Annotated in this window: 14 protein-coding genes and 1 pseudogene; 5 read left to right on the top strand and 10 right to left on the bottom strand. The window is 64.1% G+C overall.

Going from position 1 to position 17965, the window contains the following annotated elements:
* Positions 1-222: 222 nt before the first annotated feature.
* The 7 genes from hflX to AC630_RS34110 form a co-directional block, all read right to left on the bottom strand.
* Entirely contained in the window at positions 223-1605 is a 1383-nt protein-coding gene (gene hflX, locus AC630_RS34145; RefSeq protein WP_074122816.1) for a GTPase HflX, read from the bottom strand.
* 11 nt (positions 1606-1616) lie between these two features.
* Positions 1617-1865: an RNA chaperone Hfq gene (gene hfq / locus AC630_RS34140; RefSeq protein WP_007591126.1), complete on the bottom strand. Its 249-nt coding sequence runs from the start codon at positions 1863-1865 to the stop codon at positions 1617-1619.
* Between the two features lie 352 nt (positions 1866-2217).
* Positions 2218-3588 (bottom strand): nitrogen assimilation response regulator NtrX, encoded by a 1371-nt coding sequence (ntrX, locus tag AC630_RS34130; RefSeq protein ID WP_074122814.1) that lies wholly within the window; start codon positions 3586-3588, stop codon positions 2218-2220.
* Positions 3589-3605: 17 nt separating this feature from the next.
* A complete protein-coding gene (locus AC630_RS34125) occupies positions 3606-5981 on the bottom strand; it encodes a sensor histidine kinase (protein WP_074122813.1) in 2376 nt (791 codons plus the stop codon).
* A gap of 306 nt (positions 5982-6287) precedes the next feature.
* Positions 6288-6638, bottom strand: a complete 351-nt coding sequence (locus tag AC630_RS34120; protein WP_074122812.1) for a phasin — start codon at positions 6636-6638, stop codon at positions 6288-6290.
* 28 nt (positions 6639-6666) lie between these two features.
* On the bottom strand, positions 6667-7530 hold the full coding sequence (locus AC630_RS34115) for an alpha/beta fold hydrolase (protein ID WP_074122811.1): 864 nt from the start codon (positions 7528-7530) through the stop codon (positions 6667-6669).
* 8 nt (positions 7531-7538) lie between these two features.
* Positions 7539-10046, bottom strand: coding sequence for an alpha/beta hydrolase (locus AC630_RS34110; protein ID WP_074122810.1), 2508 nt, complete (start codon positions 10044-10046; stop codon positions 7539-7541).
* 132 nt (positions 10047-10178) lie between these two features.
* Between AC630_RS34110 and AC630_RS34105 the strand changes: the two genes are divergently transcribed.
* From AC630_RS34105 to AC630_RS45860, 3 genes are all read left to right on the top strand, one after another.
* The gene (locus tag AC630_RS34105; RefSeq protein ID WP_074122809.1) at positions 10179-11105 is read left to right on the top strand and encodes an alpha/beta fold hydrolase; all 927 of its coding nucleotides are present in this window, start codon (positions 10179-10181) and stop codon (positions 11103-11105) included.
* Positions 11102-11695, top strand: coding sequence for a hypothetical protein (locus tag AC630_RS34100; RefSeq protein WP_074122808.1), 594 nt, complete (start codon positions 11102-11104; stop codon positions 11693-11695). Before AC630_RS34105 ends, AC630_RS34100 begins: the two co-directional genes overlap by 4 nt.
* Positions 11696-11872: 177 nt before the next feature.
* The gene (locus AC630_RS45860) at positions 11873-12019 is read left to right on the top strand and encodes a hypothetical protein (RefSeq protein ID WP_167561333.1); all 147 of its coding nucleotides are present in this window, start codon (positions 11873-11875) and stop codon (positions 12017-12019) included.
* Positions 12020-12178: 159 nt separating this feature from the next.
* Here the strand turns inward: AC630_RS45860 and ntrC are convergent.
* The 3 genes and pseudogenes from ntrC to dusB all read right to left on the bottom strand — a co-directional run bounded on the left by ntrC (position 12179) and on the right by dusB (position 15805).
* Positions 12179-13622 (bottom strand): annotated as a pseudogene (gene ntrC, locus AC630_RS34095) (nitrogen regulation protein NR(I)).
* Between the two features lie 9 nt (positions 13623-13631).
* Positions 13632-14807, bottom strand: coding sequence for a two-component system sensor histidine kinase NtrB (locus AC630_RS34090; RefSeq protein WP_074122807.1), 1176 nt, complete (start codon positions 14805-14807; stop codon positions 13632-13634).
* Positions 14804-15805 carry a tRNA dihydrouridine synthase DusB gene (dusB, locus tag AC630_RS34085; protein WP_208867082.1) on the bottom strand — a complete coding sequence of 334 codons (1002 nt, stop codon included), beginning with the start codon at positions 15803-15805 and terminating at the stop codon, positions 14804-14806. The genes AC630_RS34090 and dusB overlap by 4 nt, the downstream gene beginning before the upstream one ends.
* 280 nt (positions 15806-16085) lie before the next feature.
* Between dusB and AC630_RS34080 the strand changes: the two genes are divergently transcribed.
* Both AC630_RS34080 and AC630_RS34075 read left to right on the top strand, forming a co-directional pair.
* Entirely contained in the window at positions 16086-17282 is a 1197-nt protein-coding gene (locus AC630_RS34080; protein ID WP_074122806.1) for a bifunctional 2-C-methyl-D-erythritol 4-phosphate cytidylyltransferase/2-C-methyl-D-erythritol 2,4-cyclodiphosphate synthase, read from the top strand.
* Between the two features lie 4 nt (positions 17283-17286).
* Positions 17287-17895: a CinA family protein gene (locus AC630_RS34075; RefSeq protein WP_074122805.1), complete on the top strand. Its 609-nt coding sequence runs from the start codon at positions 17287-17289 to the stop codon at positions 17893-17895.
* Positions 17896-17965 lie beyond the last annotated feature (70 nt).

Genomic DNA, 17965 nt, shown 5'->3' with positions numbered 1-17965 from the left:
AGAACCCCATCAGGCGACGGCCACAGCGCCGATCCCGTACAGAAGCAGGTTCCCGGCGAGTGGATGACGCAAAAAGGGATTGACTAACTCAGGCCCGTTACAGAAGCCCGGATGGAGCGAAGCGCAATCCGGGGCGCGTCACGTTGTGATATCCCGGATTGCGCTTCGCTCCATCCGGGCTACGGACTGCCAGGTGTTACGCTTGTGCGGGACGACAGCGGTTTATGCCGAGAGATGCGGCACGGCATCGAAGCGGTTCACCACGATGTCCCGCTTGGTCTCATCCACCCGCACGGTCATGTCGAAGCGGCCGTCGTGAAGCTCTTTTGCCAGCACCTCGGAATTGCGGTGCAGCCAGCTGATGCCGGCGCCGTCGGCGGCGTCGATCGACAGGTCGAGCGTGGTGCGCTTTGTGGCGAGCCGTTGCTCGATCGCGGCGAGCAGTGCGTCGATCCCTTCGCCTGATACGGCGGAAACCAGCATCGCCGGATGATCCTCCGGCCTGCGTGCTGCGATGTTCAGAAGCTCTTCGCGCTGCTCGGCGTCGAAGCGGTCGATCTTGTTCCAGACCTCGATGATGCGGCCTGAGTCATCGGGATTGATGCCGAGCTGGCGCAGCACGGCGTCGACGTCGCTCTGCTGCGCCTCGGCATCTTCATGCGAGATGTCGCGCACATGCAGGATGACGTCCGCTTCCAGCACCTCCTCCAGCGTGGCGCGGAAAGCGGCGACGAGCTGCGTCGGCAGGTTGGAGATGAATCCGACGGTGTCCGACAGCATCGCCTTGCCGCCATGCGGCAGGGTGAGAGCGCGCAGGGTCGGATCGAGCGTCGCGAACAGCATGTCGGCGGCCTGCACGTCGGCGCGCGTCAGGCGGTTGAACAGGGTCGACTTGCCGGCATTGGTGTAGCCGACCAGCGCGACGACGCGATACGGCACGCGCTGGCGCCCCGCACGATGCAGACGCCGCGTCGCCTGTACCTTCTTCAGTTCGCTCTCGAGTTTGGAGATGCGCTCCTGGATCAGGCGACGGTCGGCTTCGATCTGCGTCTCGCCCGGACCGCCCATGAATCCGAAACCACCGCGCTGGCGCTCCAGATGGGTCCACGAACGCACCAGGCGCGAGCGCTGGTAGTTGAGATGCGCGAGCTCGACCTGGAGCGAGCCTTCCCTGGTCTTGGCGCGGCGGCCGAAGATCTCGAGGATCAGGCCGGTGCGGTCGAGCACTTTGGCGTGCCATTCTTTCTCGAGGTTGCGCTGCTGGATCGGCGACAGCGCGCAATCCATCACGACGAGGTCTACCTCCAGGCCTTTGATCAGCCCGGTGATCTCCTCGACCTTGCCCTTGCCGATGTAAGTCGCTGGCCGGATCTGGCTGATCGGCGCGATGATGGCGTCCGCAATGGCGAGATCGATCGCGCGCGCGAGGCCCGCGGCTTCGTCGAGCCGGGCCTCGGCGTCTCGCAGGACATAGCTCTCCCCCTGCGCGTCGGCATTTCCCGCACGCACTCGCAAGTAGGGGCCGATGACAAGCACCCGCCCCGTCTGCTTAGCCCCTGCCGACCGCGGACGGTCGGCATCCCCGTCGAAATTCCGGGGTTCCAATCAGATCACTCTCAAGCCGGCTGATCCTCGCCGCCTTCGAACAGCTGGATCGGAGCGCCCGGCATGATGGTCGAGATCGCATGCTTGTAGACGAGCTGCGAGTGACCGTCGCGCCGAAGCAGCAAACAGAAGTTGTCGAACCAGGTCACGATACCCTGGAGCTTCACTCCGTTGACCAGAAAGATCGTCAGTGGCGTCTTGGTTTTGCGAACGTGATTGAGGAAGGTGTCCTGTAGGTTTTGTGCGCGGTCTGCCGCCATTTTTTTTTTCTCGCTTTGAGTTTCTTGTTATTGCGCCGGTTGCGGCCCTCTTTTGTTGATTTGGGGCCTCGTCCGGTTGCCGTTCCTCATGAGATCCCCCTCGGAAGGAACAGCATTACAATTAGAGGACAGGTCGGCTTATTAGGCAAGCCGCTTCACGCGGCACGGCCCACCCGATTCCTCCGAAAAACTACGGAAATCGATGATTTCCCTCGCTTATCTCTTAGAGCGTTTTCGAGCGAAGTGGATACCGGTTCGCGTAAAGAAAACGCGTCAAAACAAGCATCTAGAGCCCCGTTCCGATTCCGTCGGAACGGAAAAGGCTCTAGGTGCGGCCGCGACGTCGCGGCCGTCACCCGACGCCGAGTGCCTTCAACTTTCGGTGCAACGCCGAACGTTCCATGCCAACGAACTCGGCTGTGCGAGAAATATTTCCTGAAAAACGGCTGATCTGTGCAATTAAATAGTCGCGCTCGAACACTTCGCGTGCCTCGCGCAGTGGCAGGCCCATGATGTGCTCGCCGTTGTTGCTGGTCGGCATCGCCGGCACCATCGAGCCGACGTCCTGCGGCAGCATGTCGGCGGTGATGATCACCTCCGGCCCGCCGGCAGCCAGAATCATGACTCTCTCAACGTTATTGCGAAGCTGGCGCACATTGCCCGGCCAGACATGCGACTGCAGCACCGCCATCGCGTCCTGTCCGATCTGGCGCCTGGGCAGGCCGCTACCGGCCGAGATCTGCTCCATGAAGTAGTCGATCAATTCCGGAATGTCCTCGCGCCGCTCCGAGAGCGCGGGCACGCGGATCGGCACCACCGAGAGCCGATGATAGAGGTCCTCGCGGAAATGGCCGGCCGCGATCTCCTCTTCGAGATTGCGCGCGGTGGAGGAGATGATGCGGACGTCGACCTGCACCTTGGCGGTGCCGCCGACGCGCTGGAAGGACTGCTCGACCAGCACGCGCAGGATCTTGTTCTGGGTCTCGCGCGGCATGTCCGCGATCTCGTCAATGAACAGCGTGCCGCCATGCGCTTCCTCGAGCGCGCCCGGCTTGCGCGGCTGCTCACCGTTGGACTGCTCGACGCCGAACAGCTCATGCTCCATCCGGTCCGGTGTAATCGCGGCGGCGTTGATGACGACGAACGGGCCGTCCGCGCGGCCCGAGGCCGTATGCAACGTGCGCGCGGTCAGCTCCTTGCCGGCGCCGGCGGGGCCGACAATCAGGATGCGGCTGTTGGCCTTCGCCGCGCGCTCGATGGTCTGGCGCAGCTGGTTCATGCTGGGCGAGCGGCCGACGAGCTGGCTGGCGCTCGGCGCGAGCTGCTTCAGCTCCTTCACCTCGCGCTTGAGCCGCGAGTTCTCCAGCGCGCGGGTCGCGACCAGGATAAGGCGGTCGGCCTTGAATGGCTTCTCGATGAAGTCGTAGGCACCGCGCTTGATCGCGGCGACCGCGGTCTCGATGTTGCCGTGGCCGGAGATCATCACGACCGGCAGATCGGCGTTGTCCTTCTTGACCTGCTCCAGCAGCTGCAAGCCGTCGAGCTTCGAGCCCTGCAGCCAGATGTCGAGGAACACCAGGTGCGGCCTGCGGTTGGCGATCTCCGCCAGCGCCGAGTCGCTGTCGCGTGCGGTCCTGGTGACGAACCCCTCGTCCTCCAGAATGCCCGCAACGAGATCCCGAATATCGGCCTCATCATCGACAATCAGAATTTCACTTGCCATGGGTCGCGCCTGTCTTGTCAGCTGCCTGTTGAGGCTTCGATTTTCGTTGAATCATTGGTCTTTTCAGCCGGCTCTTTGGTTTCAGCGGCCGGCTCTTTTGTTTCCTGGTCCTTGACCGCATCCTTGACCGTATCCTTGGCCGCCGGTGCTGCCTCGGCCGTCTCGGCCTTCGCAGGATGGCCTGACATCGCAAAGCGCATCCGCATCCAGGCGCCGCGCTGGCCTTCGCGGAAATCGGAAGCGTCTTTCAGTTCGATGCGCCCGCCATGGTCTTCCAGCACGCGGCCAACGATCGCCAGACCAAGGCCGGTGCCCTTGGCCCGCGTTGTGACGTACGGCTCAAGCAGGCGCGAGCGTGCGACCTTGGGCAGGCCGATGCCGTTGTCGATGACGTCGATCAGCACGTCCTCGCCCTCGCGCGACACGACGACGTCGATACGTCCCTTGCCAAGCTCCTCCGGCGGGACCTGCTCGATCGCCTCGGTGGCGTTCTTGACGATATTGGTGACCGCCTGGGAGATCAGCCGCCGGTCGAACTGGGCGCGGAGCGGATCCACCTTGAACTCCGCCTCGATATCGATCTCGGGGTGGGCGACCTTCATCAGGAACACCGCCTGCCGCACGGTGTCGGCGACGTCCTCGCCCTCCATCACGGGCTTCGGCATCCGCGCAAAGCGCGAGAACTCGTCGACCATGCGGCGGATGTCGTCGACCTGACGTACGATGGTGTCGGTGCACTGGTCGAATATCTGCTTGTCCTTGACCTCGGTGATGGTCTTGCCGAACTTGCGGCGGATGCGCTCGGCCGAAAGCTGAATCGGCGTCAGCGGGTTCTTGATCTCGTGGGCGATGCGGCGTGCCACGTCGCCCCAGGCCGAGGTGCGCTGCGCCGATACGAGCTCGGTGATATCGTCGAGCGTGATGATGTAGCTGTCGCGCGGCTGGCTGGTCTTCTCGGCGCTGACGCGGACCGAGAGATTGCGCTCGGTACCGTCGCGGGTGATCGTGATCTGGCCCTGCACCAGGCGCTGGGTCCCTTCGCGCGCCGTCTTCATCATCTCGTCGAGCTCGGGCAGCACGTCTGACAGCGGATGGCCGAGTGTTTCGGACTCGGCGTGACCGATCAGCTTCTCGGCCGAGCGGTTGAGGATGCCGACGCTCCCCGATGCGTCGACTCCGATGATGCCGGCGCTTGCCGAGGACAGCACGGCCTCGATGAAGCGTCGGCGACTGTCGATGAGATCGCTGGCGTTGACGAGCTCGTCGCGCTGGCTGCGCAATTCCTGCGTCATCTTGTTGAAGGTCTCACCCAGCTGGGCGAGGTCGCCTTCCGACTGATGCACGGGCACCTGGACGTGCAGGTCGCCGGTCGAGACCGTGTGAGCCGCGTTCATCAGCCGCCGGATCGGCGATACCAGCGAGTTGGCGAAATTCAGGCCGATCAGCACCGAAGCCATCAGGATGGTCAGCGCGATCACCGCGAACATCAGCGCGAAGGCGACCTGGATACCGAGCCGCCGCGACTCGATCTGGGCGTATTCGGCGACGCTGACCTCGGTCTGCTTGAGCTGGTTGACGACGTTCGGATCGAGCGGCCGCGCGACATAGAGGAAGGTGTCGTTGAAGGCACGCAGGCGGATCACCGCGGCGACGAAGCTGGCATCCGGCAGCACCGCGATCTCGGGCTCGGACTCGTTGACGTTGCTAAGGAAGTCCGGCGCCGGCGGCGAATAGGCCAGCCGCATGCCGGTATCGGCCGATTCCAGGATGTTGGTGTTCTTGTCGATGATCATCGCCCCCGGCAAATTGCGGGAGCCGGCGCTGGCCGTCAGCAACTCGCGGAACGAGCGGCGGTCCTGGTCGTAGAGCGGCCGGGCATGCGCGATGTCGTTGGCCATGCCGAGAATATCGCCGCGGATCAATTGCGCGTGGTCCTGCATATAGGCCCGCGCGATCGTCAGCGAATTCTGGATCACCTCCTTGGTCGGCCCGGAGAACAACCGGTCGAGACCGCGCTCGATGGTGACGTTGGCAACGACGGCAACCAGCACCGCCGGCAGCACCGCCACGATCGAGAACAGGCTGACGATCTGGACATGAAGGCGCGCCGCCGCCCGTCCCCGCCGGCGGGCCAGGATCAGCTGCCAGAGCTCGCGAATGATGATCCCGACCAGGAGCAGGATCGTGCCGGCATTGATCAGATAGAACGTGCGGACGACCTCGGGCGTCGGTTCGATCGTCGTGAGGCCGGTCAGCACCAGGAAGGTCAGGCAGGCCGACAGCAGCGCCAGCGCCACGGCAAAGGGGGCCAGCCAGCGTCGCGCCGACCAACGCCGGGGCTCTTCCGCTGGGGCCGTGTCGAAGTGTGCGGCCGAGGTATCTGCGCTGGTCATTCCGGCAATGGTGGTGCTGAAAACGGGTCCGCGGCGGGCGGCTAGTGATGTATTCGTACCACATTGTTGCCGAGACGCGACAGTATCAAATAGCCATGTAATCTCAATTACTTACATATTTCAACTTCTTCTTTTGGCCATGTTTTACGAAACTGCGGGGTCGAGATTCGGCGGCCGTTCGTACGGTCTGTCCGCCGCGAATGGCGTCTGCGAGTTCCGTCCCCGTCAGGATGACTCGCGTTCTGGATAGGCCGCGGTGAGAGACGAGCCGCGTGCCCCTCGCCCCCTATCGCCGCGGGCCGCGTTTCAGCTCTTCGGGCCGAACAGGCCGCCCGCTGCCTTCATCGCGGACTCGCCCATGGTTCGGGCCTGGTCGGTCAGCGTCCGCATCTGGTCCTGGAAGAACTCGCCCTGAAGCTTGAGCGCGTCCTGCATGTCCTTGGCATGGATCAGCTTGTCGCCGAGATCGAAGCTCGCGGAGACGTTGCGCTCCATGAAGCTGCAGAACTCCTTGGCCTGGTTCGCGATCGGCAGCGACGATGAACTGAGCCCCTTCTCCAGCAACTGGAAATATTCCGCATTGGCCTTGCGCAGGCGGCCGAGCGCCTCGGTCAATGTCGCGCGTACGCTCTCAATGGATGAATTGGTCTCTGCCATGGCATATCTCCCTTCAAAGGTTTGGCGGTTACGCGGGAAGCCCTCCGAACCAGGCGCCGAAATAGCCGGCATAGAGCGCCGGCCGTTCGAGGTTCATCGAATGTCCGATGCCGGGCACGGTCACGAGGCGGCAGTCCGGCATCGCCTCGGCCATCGCGCGAAGATCGGCCGGCGGAATCCAGCCGTCCCGTTCGCCCCACAACACCAAATGCGGATGCCGCAGTTCGGGCATGCGGCCTTCGAGCTCGCGGCTTTCCCTTTCCCGCGTGAGGTTGACCGGGGTCCCGATCCAGATGCCTTCGGAGACACCAAAGGTCTGTTCGATGATGCGATCGAACAACGCCTGAATCTCGCCCAGCCCCTCGCGGAAACGCGGAACGGCGTTCGGCGCCATGCTCTCTGGCACGAATAGCGAGGACGCCGCGGTCGCCATGATCGTCCGCGTCAGTTCCTTCCTCGCCATCATCGCGCGGAAAAGGCCGAGCTGGTCGGCGTTGAAGGCCATGCCGAGCGGCGTCACCGGGTCGAGCGCGAACACCCGCCCGAAGCGCTGCGGCTGCATCAGCAGCATGCGCGCGGCGATGATGCCGCCGGTGGAATGCGTCGCCAGATGACAATAGCGGATATCCAGCGCATCGAGCGCCGCCAGCATATCCTCCGCATGCTGCTGCATCGAATAGTTGGCGTAATCGGATGCGGGCTTCGGACGGTCGCTGTCGCCACAGCCACGCCAGTCGATGCCGACGACGCGGAGGCCCGACGGAAACAACGGTGCAGCGAGTTCGATCCAGTCCTTGCTGGCGAGATTGCCGTGGATGAAGACGACGGTGACGTCGCCGCATCCCCAATCCCGCCAGCCCAGCTGGACCTCACCCGCCTGCACCCTCGCCATGAGCGTTCCTACTTATTGAGACCGGCCGTCGGCGCGGCACCCGCCGGCGTTGGCGCCACCGGCAGGGCCGAGACCACGGCACCCTTGATCATGCGGTCGATGCCGAGCGGCGACGAGGTGTCGACGCTGCCCTTGGTCACGAAATCGACCACGTCGACCTGGAACTCGACCGGATTGTCGGTGTGGATGAAGTGCCCGGTCTCCGGATAGATCTTCAGGATCGGCCGGTTGCCCGCATTCGTCATGCGCGTCATGAAAGGCGAGATCACGTCGCGGCCGAGATCCGTCAGCCCGTTGAACGCGGGCGTCGGGATGAAGGGCTCCTTGTCGCCGAACGCAAGGAAGATCGGCGCCTTGATCTGGGTGAGGCGCTCATAAAGGTTCTTCGGATCGTCCTGCTGAAGCTCAGCGCCGATGGTGTAGATGTCGTAGATGAAGACGTTGCACCATTGCTCGAGCTCCTTGGGATTGCCCTTGGTCAGCCCGACGCGCTGCTCGGTGTGGAAGCGGGCGTATTCGCTGTCGCTGAAGAAGTAGCCGCTCTTGGCCGCCGAGACCGCGCCGGTCACGGGATCACGCTTCTTGAAGTAGAAGAAGTCGCGAATGTTCTGCTCGTCGCGGGCCTTCTCCGCGGCAAGGATGCCGGTCTGGTCCCAGGTCGCCTTCCACTTGTCAAAGTCATGGTCGAAGGCCGGGTCGAACAACCGCACCTTCTTGTCCTTGGCGATGGTGATGTCGCGCGGATACTCCTCGAGGCCTGATGGCGCTTCCAGTGCGAGACCCTGCACCGCGTCCGGCCAGGTCAGCGCATACCCCATCACGAACTGCCCGCCGAGCGAATGGCCGAGATAGGAGGCCTTCTTCACGCCGAGCTGGTTGACGACGAGGTCGTAGATGACCTCGCGCATGTCCTGCATGGTGCGTGCCGGGCTCTTGTCGAGATTGCCGGGCCCGGACATGCCGTAATGCGGCAGGTCGGGCACGATCACGCGAAGCCCGCTGCGCAGCGCATGCTGCATGATGTTGCCGTAGTGCCCGCCGAATGCACCCTTGCCGTGGATGATGACAAGCACCTTCGGATCCTTGTCGGTGCCGTTATATTCATCCATGTAGCCGATCTGCCAGGAATTGCCGCTCTTGTCCTTGGCGTTGGCGAATTTGACCGGATAGGGATAGGTCACGAAATCCTTCCAGAAGGACTTCTTTGGATCAATGTTCTCGGCAACGCCGGGGACACGGAAATTTTTGTCGACGAACTTATCCGCGCGGTCGAGGCTTGCGACGTCATCCATGAAGGCGACGAACTTCGGATCGTTCTTTCGATTGTTGATGAGCGGAAACACGCCGTAATGGGCAACCGGGCTTTCCTCGGCGATGAGGTCTGCTCCGGGCACGCGATCGACAGCTTGCTGGGCCAGCTTGAAATTCAGCCAGAGGTCATTGGTGATGTGCATCACCAGCGTGCGCGCGCGGATGCGGCCGAGATAGGCATTGATGTTGTGGATCTCTCCGACCCGGTTACGCCAGACGAGGTCGACCGCGTCATAGAGCTTGGCGCGGTTGGTGACGTTCAACCCGGCCTTCTCGTTCGGCGGATCCCAGTAGAAAATCTCCGGCTGGACTGCGGCGAAATTCTGGGTCGTGCGATAGCCGAAATCGTACCCCGTCATTCCCAGAATGGACCAGCCGAACGCAACGCCCGGCACGGGGTGCTTCTCCTTGGGCATCTTGTAGTAATCGCCGTTCGTAGCCTGCCACACAGGGTCGGACTCGATGGCCGCCGTCATCATCTGGAAGGTCCAGTTGCCGACGGGATCTCCGGCATCCGACTGCGTTGTGCCGCCGATCGGCATCAGCGCGTTGATGAACTCCGGATGCATCACGCCCCAGACATAGGTCTGCGTGCCGCCCATAGAGACGCCGGTTATCAGCGCGACGCGCGCGACCTTCAGCTCGTCGCGCAGCAGGCGGTAGTTTGCCTGCACCATGTCGTAGTAGCTGTATTGCGGAAACTTGATGCCGAGACCGTCGGACGGCTTGCTCGCACCCCACGTGCCGAGCGGATCGACTATGATGACGTAGTAGCGGTTGGTGTCGATCGGCCGTCCCGGGCCGATGATGGGAACGCCGCCTGACAGGGGCGCGCCTTTGACCCACTGCTCATACATGTCGGTGGAGTCGCCGGAATAATAGGAATTGATCACGACCGCATTCATGATTTCCCCGGCAGCATTGCGTCGCGCATTGCCGATCGCAATATATGCGGTACGCAGCTTGCCCGCCCCCAGGGATTCCAGCGTTACACCGCCCTCCCCGCCGTTCTCCCATCTGGACGGGTCGGACAGATCGTACTTCCCGCCGATGCGGAAGTTCGCGATCTCATAGGTTTTCTTGAGACCGTCATGCTGCATCTGCGACGAGCGGCGCGTGAACGGCTGCGCGACCGCAAGCGCTGTGCCGACCAGCAACAAGATCAGGCTGACGAAACAATGCTTGAGCGCATTTCCCCCGGTCATGACGGGCTCCTCCTGGCGGTATTTTGCGTGAACGCTAGTTAGAGTGCGTTGGGGAGGTTTGATTTAGCTCAATGGAATCCTCACGCCTCGCGTCGAGGATCGCGGCCATCATCACGCTGGCCGGTCCCCGCAATGCCTTTCCTCAGTCATGGCTCATACCGGATCCGCTATGAGCTCGATGGGCCGACCGACGCGCCCGCCTATGTGCTGGTCAACGGACTGACACAATATTCCGAGCTCTGGGGCGCCTATCGCGACGCGCTGATCGCGCGACGCTTTCGGGTTGCGACATTCGACCTGCTCGGCCAGGGCGCCTCCGACAAGCCTGCACTGTTCATCAATCAGGACGACCACGTCGCGGTGCTGCATCGCCTGATCGGTGAGCTTGGCGACGGCCCGATCTTCCTCAGCGGCATCAGCTTCGGTGGCCTGATCGCGCTGCGCTATGCCATCGAGCACGGCGCGCGGCTGTCGGGTCTCGTGCCGATGAGCTGCTTTGCAGAGCTTTCGCCGCAGCTGCTTCTGATAGGTAATGCCCTGCGCACGGGTCTCATCCTGGGCGGTACCGGCTATCTCCAGGATCTGCTGCTGCCGATGAACCTGTCCGACCAATGGCTGAAACCGCTCCTGGACAAGCTCGACAGCGTCAAGCGGCAGGGCTGGCTGGTCAATGACGTCTACGCGCTTCAGAACCTGATGGAGTCCTTCCTCGACTTCCAGCCGCTGACACCGGAGCTCTCTTCGATCACTGTGCCGACCATGATCCTGAACGGCGAGTTCGATTTCCTCACGCCGCGGGCGCTGCACGAGACCCTGCGTCTGGAGATTCCCAATAGCGCGCTCGTCATCATCCCAAGGGCCTATCACGCCTTCACGCTCGAGAAGGCTGCGCTTACCGCCGACCTGCTGGCGCGCTTCGCCGAGGACGTGATGGCCGGCCGCTGGCAAGGCAACAAGGCGGTGTGGATCGCGCCGGAAGATGCTGGCGGAGAATTTTCGCCGTTTCCCGCCGGCTATGATCATCTGCGCGCGATCCCAGTGCAGAGGGCCGTGACATGAGCGCGTTCTTTGGTCCGCTGGAGGCTGACGGTCGCGTTCCGCCGCACCAGCAGACGCGGGTCGCCGCGTTTCTGATCTCCGCCCACGGCGCGCTGGCGCGGCAATTCGCATTCGCCCTGCCCGCGAAGCTCGACGCCGCCTGGCAGACCGAGCTGAATGCGCAGTTCTATCGCGAGAGCGAGATCGTTTCGCTTCTCATGCGCGCGACCGCATGGGTCCCGGATCTCGCGCTCGGCCACATGGCCGTATCCTGGGAGATGGCCTGGCTTCCAGCACCGATCGAAGGCCTCGCCGATCACGCCCGCGGACAGGCGATCCAGCTCGCAACACTCGCCCATGCGATTCACGCCGGGATCCGGCCTGCGGCGCTACTGCCGACGGAAGCAAACCCGAAGGATCCTTTCGCGATGGCGCTCCGCCGCATCGAGTTCGAGAGCAGTCGGCTGTTGCAGGCGCAAATCCTGTTCCTGAAAGGACCTGACCTCCAGCCCTTCCGCGATGCCGTCAGCGCGGTGCTCGAGCGGCGGCATGCCGAGGTGCGTCGGCTCTGGCATGAGACCCTGGACAGTATTGGCGTCGCCCCGAGCTAATGATCTGATGAAAGCGACCTCCGGCAAGCCACTGGAATCGTTTCGCGGCTCGAAAGTTGCGGATTGCGCCGGTTCCGCAGCGTCCCCGCCAGGACGGACGGGTTTCCACTAGGCCGGTCTTCTCGCAGGCAGACCTAGCCTGCGGGAACGGTTTGGCACCGCCGCGGCTTAACCGAAATGGATAGGTTCTTCCTCGCGATCATGATTTCCGCCGTTCTGCTGCTGATCGTGGCCTCAGACCTGCTGGTCAACGGCCCCGGCCTGCAGGAGCCGTCGGCGGACGTCGCCCGCGTGCTGCCGTCCGCGGGGCGGCTTGCCAGATGAACGTGTTCCTGCAGCGGCCGAATGTCTCATCCTTTCGCAGCCGCGGAACATTTCGGCCCGATTCGGACTTCTGCTCACCGCGTCAGCCACAACGGCCAGCGCGATCCGGACAGGCTCAGCTCCGCTTTGGTAGGGGGAGCTGAGCCACCGTCCGAAAGGCTAGACCCCGCTGCGATAGACCTGGATGTCGAGATCCCGGATCTTCTTCCGCAGCGTGTTGCGGTTGAGGCCGAGCAGGTCCGCGGCCCGGATCTGGTTTCCGCGGGTGGCGGCGAGTGCGGCCGTGAGCAGTGGCACCTCGATCTCCTTGAGGATGCGGTGATAGAGGCCAGGCGGCGGCACGCCGTTCGGGAAGCCTTGGAAGTGCGAGGACAGATATGCCTCGACCGCGCCGCCGAGATTGTCGACGCCCTGCTGGACCGCAGCACCCGGGCTGACCGAGGGCGGCGCAAGCTCGCCGTCAATGACTGACGCCGTGATCACGTCCTGCGGATAGAGCGCGGCGAGGCGTCGCGCGAGGTTTTCGAGCTCGCGCACGTTGCCGGGCCAGCGGTGCTGCTTCAGCCGCTCGAGCGCCAGCGCGTCGAGCTTCTTCGGCGGCAGGCCATCCTTCTCGGCCAGAGTAAAGAAATGACGCACGAGATCGGGCAGGTCCTCGATGCGTTCCCGCAAGGGAGGCAGCCGCAGCGGCACGACGTTGAGGCGGAAGAACAGATCTTCGCGGAACAGGCCTTGCTGGATCAGGACGCGCAGATCCTTGTTGGAGGCCGCGACGATCCGCACGTCGGTCTTGATTGGGGTGCGGCCGCCGACGGTGGTGTATTCGCCCTGCTGGAGCACGCGCAGCAGGCGGGTCTGCGCTTCCATCGGCATGTCGCCGATCTCATCGAGGAACAGCGTGCCGCCCTCGGCCTGCTCGAACCGGCCCGAGGCGCGGGTGTTGGCGCCAGTGAAGGCACCGCGCTCATGGCCGAACAGTTCTGATTCGATCAGGTCGCGCGGGATCGCCGCCATGTTGACGGCGACGAACGGGCCGTTGCGGCGTTTGCCGTAATCGTGCAGTGCGCGTGCCACCAGCTCCTTGCCGGTGCCGGACTCGCCCGTGATCATCACGGTGAGGTCGGTCTGCATCAGGCGCGCCAGCACGCGGTAGATTTCCTGCATCGCCGGTGAGCGGCCGACCAGCGGGATCGCCTCCATCTCGGCGTCCTCGTCCGGCGTCGAGGTCCGCTCCTTCGGCTCGGCGAGCGCACGTCCGACGATGGCGATGAGCTCCTTCAGATCGAAGGGCTTTGGCAGATATTCGTAAGCCCCGCGCTCGGAGGCACGGATCGCCGTCATGAAAGTGTTCTGCGCGCTCATGACGATGACAGGCAGATTCGGCCGCATCTTCTTGATCCGCGGTAACAGGTCGAACGCGTTCTCGTCGGGCATCACCACGTCGGTGATGACGAGATCGCCCTCCCCCCTGGCTGACCCAGCGCCACAGCGTCGCGGCATTCCCGGTGAGCCTGACCTCATAGCCGGCGCGGGACAGTGCCTGATTGAGAACGGTGCGGATGGCGGTATCGTCATCAGCTACGAGAATGCTACCTGCGGGCATCGCTAATCCTCATTTTGCCCCCTGTGACGCAGACGACGACTTCCCGGCAGAGCCGTCGCGACTGCTGTGATCGGCATGTTTGACCGATGTGGAATACATCGGCATCAGCACGCGGAAGGTGGTCTTGCGCGGCTGAGACTCGCATTCGATGATGCCCCCGTGATCGCCGACGATCTTGGCGACCAGCGCCAGGCCCAGCCCCGAGCCGGTCTGCTTGGTGGTCACGAAGGGATCGAACAGATTGGGCAGAAGATCGTCCGGCACGCCTGGTCCATTGTCTTTCACGCAGAACTCGAGCGGCAGAGATACCCGGGATTTTTGACCGGGGACTGACAGGCGCACGCCGGGGCGGAACGCAGTGGTGAGCTGGATCTCGGCGTCGGGAACGTCGATCAGGGCTTCGGCGGCGTTTTTCACGAGATTGAGGAACACCTGGATGAGCTGGTCCTGGTTCGCCAGCACCGGCGGCAGCGAGGGATCGTAGTCCTCGATGAAGCGGATGTTGCGGGCAAAGCCGGACTGTGCCAGCCGCTTCACGTGGTCGAGCACCGAATGGATGTTGACGGGACCGCGCACCACGGGCCGCTCGTCGCCGAACACCTCCATACGATCGACCAGCGTGACGATGCGGTCAGCCTCGTCGCAGATCAGCCGCGTCAGCATGCGGTCCTCGGACGAGGCCTGCTGCTCCAGAAGCTGCGCTGCGCCGCGTATGCCGGAGAGCGGGTTCTTGATCTCGTGCGCCAGCATGGCCGCCAGCGCGATCACCGAGCGCGCGGCGCTGCGATGGGTGAGCTGGCGGTCCATCTTATCGGCGATGGTGCGCTCCTGGAGCATCACCACGATATGGCCCGGCCGCTCTGTCAGCGGGGCGACATGCAGATCGACCTGGCGGTCGCCGCCCATACGCGGCGTGCCCAGATCGACCTTGTATTCGTTGACCGGCGAGTTCGACAAGCGCACCTGATCGATCAGCGCCAGCAAGGGGCTGCCGAACGGCACCAGCTCTTTCAGAGACTGCCGTTTCAAAAACTGCGTCGAAATCTCGAAAAAGGCCTCGGTCGCGATATTGGCGGCGACGATCTTGCCGTCCGGCCCGATCATAAGCACGGGATTGGGCAGCGCATCCAGGATCGCGTCGCTGTCGGACAGTAGCGGCCGACGATGGTCAGCGGCTGAGCTCATGCAGCAGCGCTCCATGCGAAGTCGTCGAAGGCATCTTGCAGTGACTGGTGGACGAGGCGCGGATCCTCCGAGGTCAGGATCTTCTGGCGCCATCCCTTCAGCTTCTCGACCGGCGCGCCGCTCGCATCCGCTGCGACGTCGAGCGCCCAGCCGAGATGCTTTCGCGCGTGCTTGAGACCAATGCGCAGGCCGTAGAGCGCGCAGACGCCCTCATAGAGCGTGCGGACATAATGGAGCTGCGTCGCGAGCGACGGCGTGGCCTCCACTGCCCCACCCTTCAGGCGGCGGCCGATCTGGCCGGGCAGCCAAGGCTGGCCCTGCGCGCCGCGGCCGATCATCACGGCATCCGCGCCGGAAGCCCCGAGCGCCGCGCGCGCCTTTTCGTAGCACGTGATGTCGCCATTGACGACGAGTGGAATGGAGATCGCCTCGCGCACCGCCCGGATCGCGTCCCAATCGGCCTCGCCCTTGTAGAACTGGCAGCGGGTACGGCCATGCACGGTGACGAGCTTGACGCCAGCCGCCTCCGCGCGCCGCGCCAATTCGGGCGCGTTGCGGGTGCGGTCGTCCCAGCCAAGCCGCATCTTCAGCGTCACCGGCACCTTCACCGCGGCGATCGTCGCATTGATCAAGCTGACGGCATGGTCGAGATCCCGCATCAGGGCCGAGCCGGACTGGCCGCCGGTGACGTGGCGGGCCGGACAACCCATGTTGATATCGATGATGTTGGCGCCTTCGGCTTCGGCGATCCGAGCGCCTTCAGCCATCCAGTGCGTCTCGCAACCGGCCAGCTGGACCACGTGCGGGCCGATCCCGGTCGCTTCGCAGCGCAACCGCGACATCCGATGGCCGTTGGCCAGTTCATCGCTCGCAGTCATTTCGGACACGACCAGACCGGCCCCGAGCTCGGCGGCCAACCGCCGGACAGGCGAGTCGGTCACCCCCGACATCGGCGCCAAGAAAACCGGGGTGGCGACATCAATATCGCCTATTTTCAACGCTTTAGAGCCTGATACTGCCGAGCCGGTCACAGAGGTCTCGTTGACTGGGCAGGGCCTCATCGCGCCTGCCATGACCAATCTTGCGCACAATTCTTGTGCAGTCAAGTGTCATGCCTACAGTTTAGACAATTCTACAAACCTTTCAAGTGCGGTGCAGCAAAATGCTGTTTCCCACAATCCGGGGAAACCCCCTTTTTTTGCGGGCCTGCCGTGCTAGAGGCATGCCGGTCATCACCCACTCCCCGACTCTCCATTAGCAACTGAGTATTTGAGTCCTATGGCGAAATCAGATCGCACCGCAGTCGTTCTCGTCGCGGCAGGTCGCGGCCTGCGCGCAGGCGCCGGCGGCCCGAAGCAATATCGCTCGATCGGCGGCCAGCCCGTGATCTATCGCGCCATGGAAGCCTTCAGCCGCCACCCCGACGTGTTTGCGGTGCAGCCAGTGGTGAATCCCGACGATAGCGCCATGTTCACGGCAGCGGTCGAAGGACTGAGGCATGAGCCGCCGGCCAATGGCGGCGCGACGCGCCAGGCCTCGGTGCTCGCCGGCCTTGAGGCACTCGCAAAGCACAAGCCGGACATCGTCCTGATCCACGACGCCGCGCGACCCTTCGTCTCGCAGGGCCTGATCTCGCGCGCGATCGAGGCGGCAAGTCACACCGGGGCTGCGATTCCTGCCGTTCCCGTCACCGACACGATCAAGGTCACCGGCGAGAGCGGGAATGTCGAGGACACGCCGGACCGCGCGCGCTTGCGAATCGCGCAGACGCCGCAATCCTTTCGTTTCGACGTCATCCTGGAGGCGCATCGTCGCGCGGCAAAGGATGGACGCAGCGATTTCACCGACGATGCCGCGATTGCCGAATGGGCGGGATTGACGGTTGCAACCTTTGAAGGCGATGTTGCCAATATGAAGCTCACCACCCCCGAGGATTTCGTGCGCGAGGAAGCGCGCCTGGCTAGCCTGCTCGGCGACATCAGGACCGGCACGGGCTACGACGTGCACGCCTTCGGCGAGGGCGATCATGTCATGATCTGCGGCGTGCGCGTGCCGCACAGCAAGGGCTTCCTGGCGCATTCCGACGGCGATGTCGGCCTGCATGCGCTGGTCGACGCCATCCTCGGCGCGCTCGCCGACGGCGACATCGGCTCGCACTTTCCACCGAGCGACGCGAAGTGGAAGGGCGCCTCTTCCGACCAGTTCCTGAAATACGCCATCGACCGCGTCGCGCAGCGCGGCGGCCGCGTCGCCAACCTTGAAGTCACGCTGATCTGCGAGCGGCCGAAGATCGGCCCCCTGCGTGACACCATGCGCGCCCGGATCGCCGAGATTTCCGGCGTCGACATGTCCCGCGTCGCGGTGAAGGCGACGACCAGCGAGCGGCTCGGCTTCACCGGCCGCGAGGAAGGCATCGCGGCCACCGCGAGCGCCACCATCCGCCTGCCGTTTAACGAAAAGACCTGGAGCGTGTAGGATCATGGGCGGCAGCGACGCACGCGCCCTCTCCCGCTCGCTGCTCGACCTGTGCCGGATGCGCAAGCTGACGATCGCGACCGCCGAGTCCTGCACCGGCGGCCTCGTCGCCGGCGCGCTCACCGACATCCCCGGCTCGTCCGATGTGATCGACCGCGGCTTCGTCACCTATTCCAATGACGCCAAGCGCGCGATGCTCGGCGTCGAGGCCAGCACGCTTACCAACTTCGGCGCGGTCAGCAAGGAGACCGCGACCGCGATGGCGGTCGGCGCGCTGGAGCGCGCCGACGTCGACCTTGCAGTTGCCATCACCGGCATTGCCGGCCCCGGCGGCGCCACGCCCGGCAAGCCCGTCGGTCTCGTGCATTTCGCGGCCGCCGCGCGCGACGGTCGCATCATCCACCGCGAGCATCGCTTCGGCGCGATCGGCCGCACCGCCGTGCGCCAGCGCTCCGTGGTCGAGGCGCTGCGTATGCTGATGGACCTCGCCCGTGGCCCGCAGGCCCAGGTCAAGCCTCGCCGCACCGCCGCAAGCCGCCTGCGCCCGCGCGTGACTCGCTCGCCGCGCCGGCATGCGGTGAAGCGCAGGCCGCCGCGGTCGCCGCGCGGCTAGTCATCTGGAACGCAAGTTCGTCACATTATATGATGGCTCGAATCTCTGTAGAGGAGAGCGCTTGTGGCGA

Origin of the sequence: Bradyrhizobium sp. AS23.2, assembly GCF_001908185.1 — a bacterium.
Lineage (GTDB): Bacteria > Pseudomonadota > Alphaproteobacteria > Rhizobiales > Xanthobacteraceae > Bradyrhizobium.
The sequence above is the reverse complement of the archived record's forward strand: the minus strand, read 5'-3'. Positions and strand labels throughout refer to the sequence as shown.

Excerpts from the sequence above, each read along its gene's own strand:
- hfq (WP_007591126.1), bottom strand. The coding sequence starts at position 1,865 with ATGGCGGCAGACCGCGCACAAAACCTACAGGACACCTTCCTCAATCAC.
- ntrX (WP_074122814.1), bottom strand. The coding sequence starts at position 3,588 with ATGGCAAGTGAAATTCTGATTGTCGATGATGAGGCCGATATTCGGGAT.
- AC630_RS34125 (WP_074122813.1), bottom strand. The coding sequence starts at position 5,981 with ATGACCAGCGCAGATACCTCGGCCGCACACTTCGACACGGCCCCAGCG.
- AC630_RS34120 (WP_074122812.1), bottom strand. The coding sequence starts at position 6,638 with ATGGCAGAGACCAATTCATCCATTGAGAGCGTACGCGCGACATTGACC.
- AC630_RS34115 (WP_074122811.1), bottom strand. The coding sequence starts at position 7,530 with ATGGCGAGGGTGCAGGCGGGTGAGGTCCAGCTGGGCTGGCGGGATTGG.
- AC630_RS34110 (WP_074122810.1), bottom strand. The coding sequence starts at position 10,046 with ATGACCGGGGGAAATGCGCTCAAGCATTGTTTCGTCAGCCTGATCTTG.
- AC630_RS34105 (WP_074122809.1), top strand. The coding sequence starts at position 10,179 with ATGCCTTTCCTCAGTCATGGCTCATACCGGATCCGCTATGAGCTCGAT.
- AC630_RS34100 (WP_074122808.1), top strand. The coding sequence starts at position 11,102 with ATGAGCGCGTTCTTTGGTCCGCTGGAGGCTGACGGTCGCGTTCCGCCG.
- AC630_RS45860 (WP_167561333.1), top strand. The coding sequence starts at position 11,873 with ATGGATAGGTTCTTCCTCGCGATCATGATTTCCGCCGTTCTGCTGCTG.
- AC630_RS34090 (WP_074122807.1), bottom strand. The coding sequence starts at position 14,807 with ATGAGCTCAGCCGCTGACCATCGTCGGCCGCTACTGTCCGACAGCGAC.
- AC630_RS34080 (WP_074122806.1), top strand. The coding sequence starts at position 16,086 with ATGGCGAAATCAGATCGCACCGCAGTCGTTCTCGTCGCGGCAGGTCGC.
- AC630_RS34075 (WP_074122805.1), top strand. The coding sequence starts at position 17,287 with ATGGGCGGCAGCGACGCACGCGCCCTCTCCCGCTCGCTGCTCGACCTG.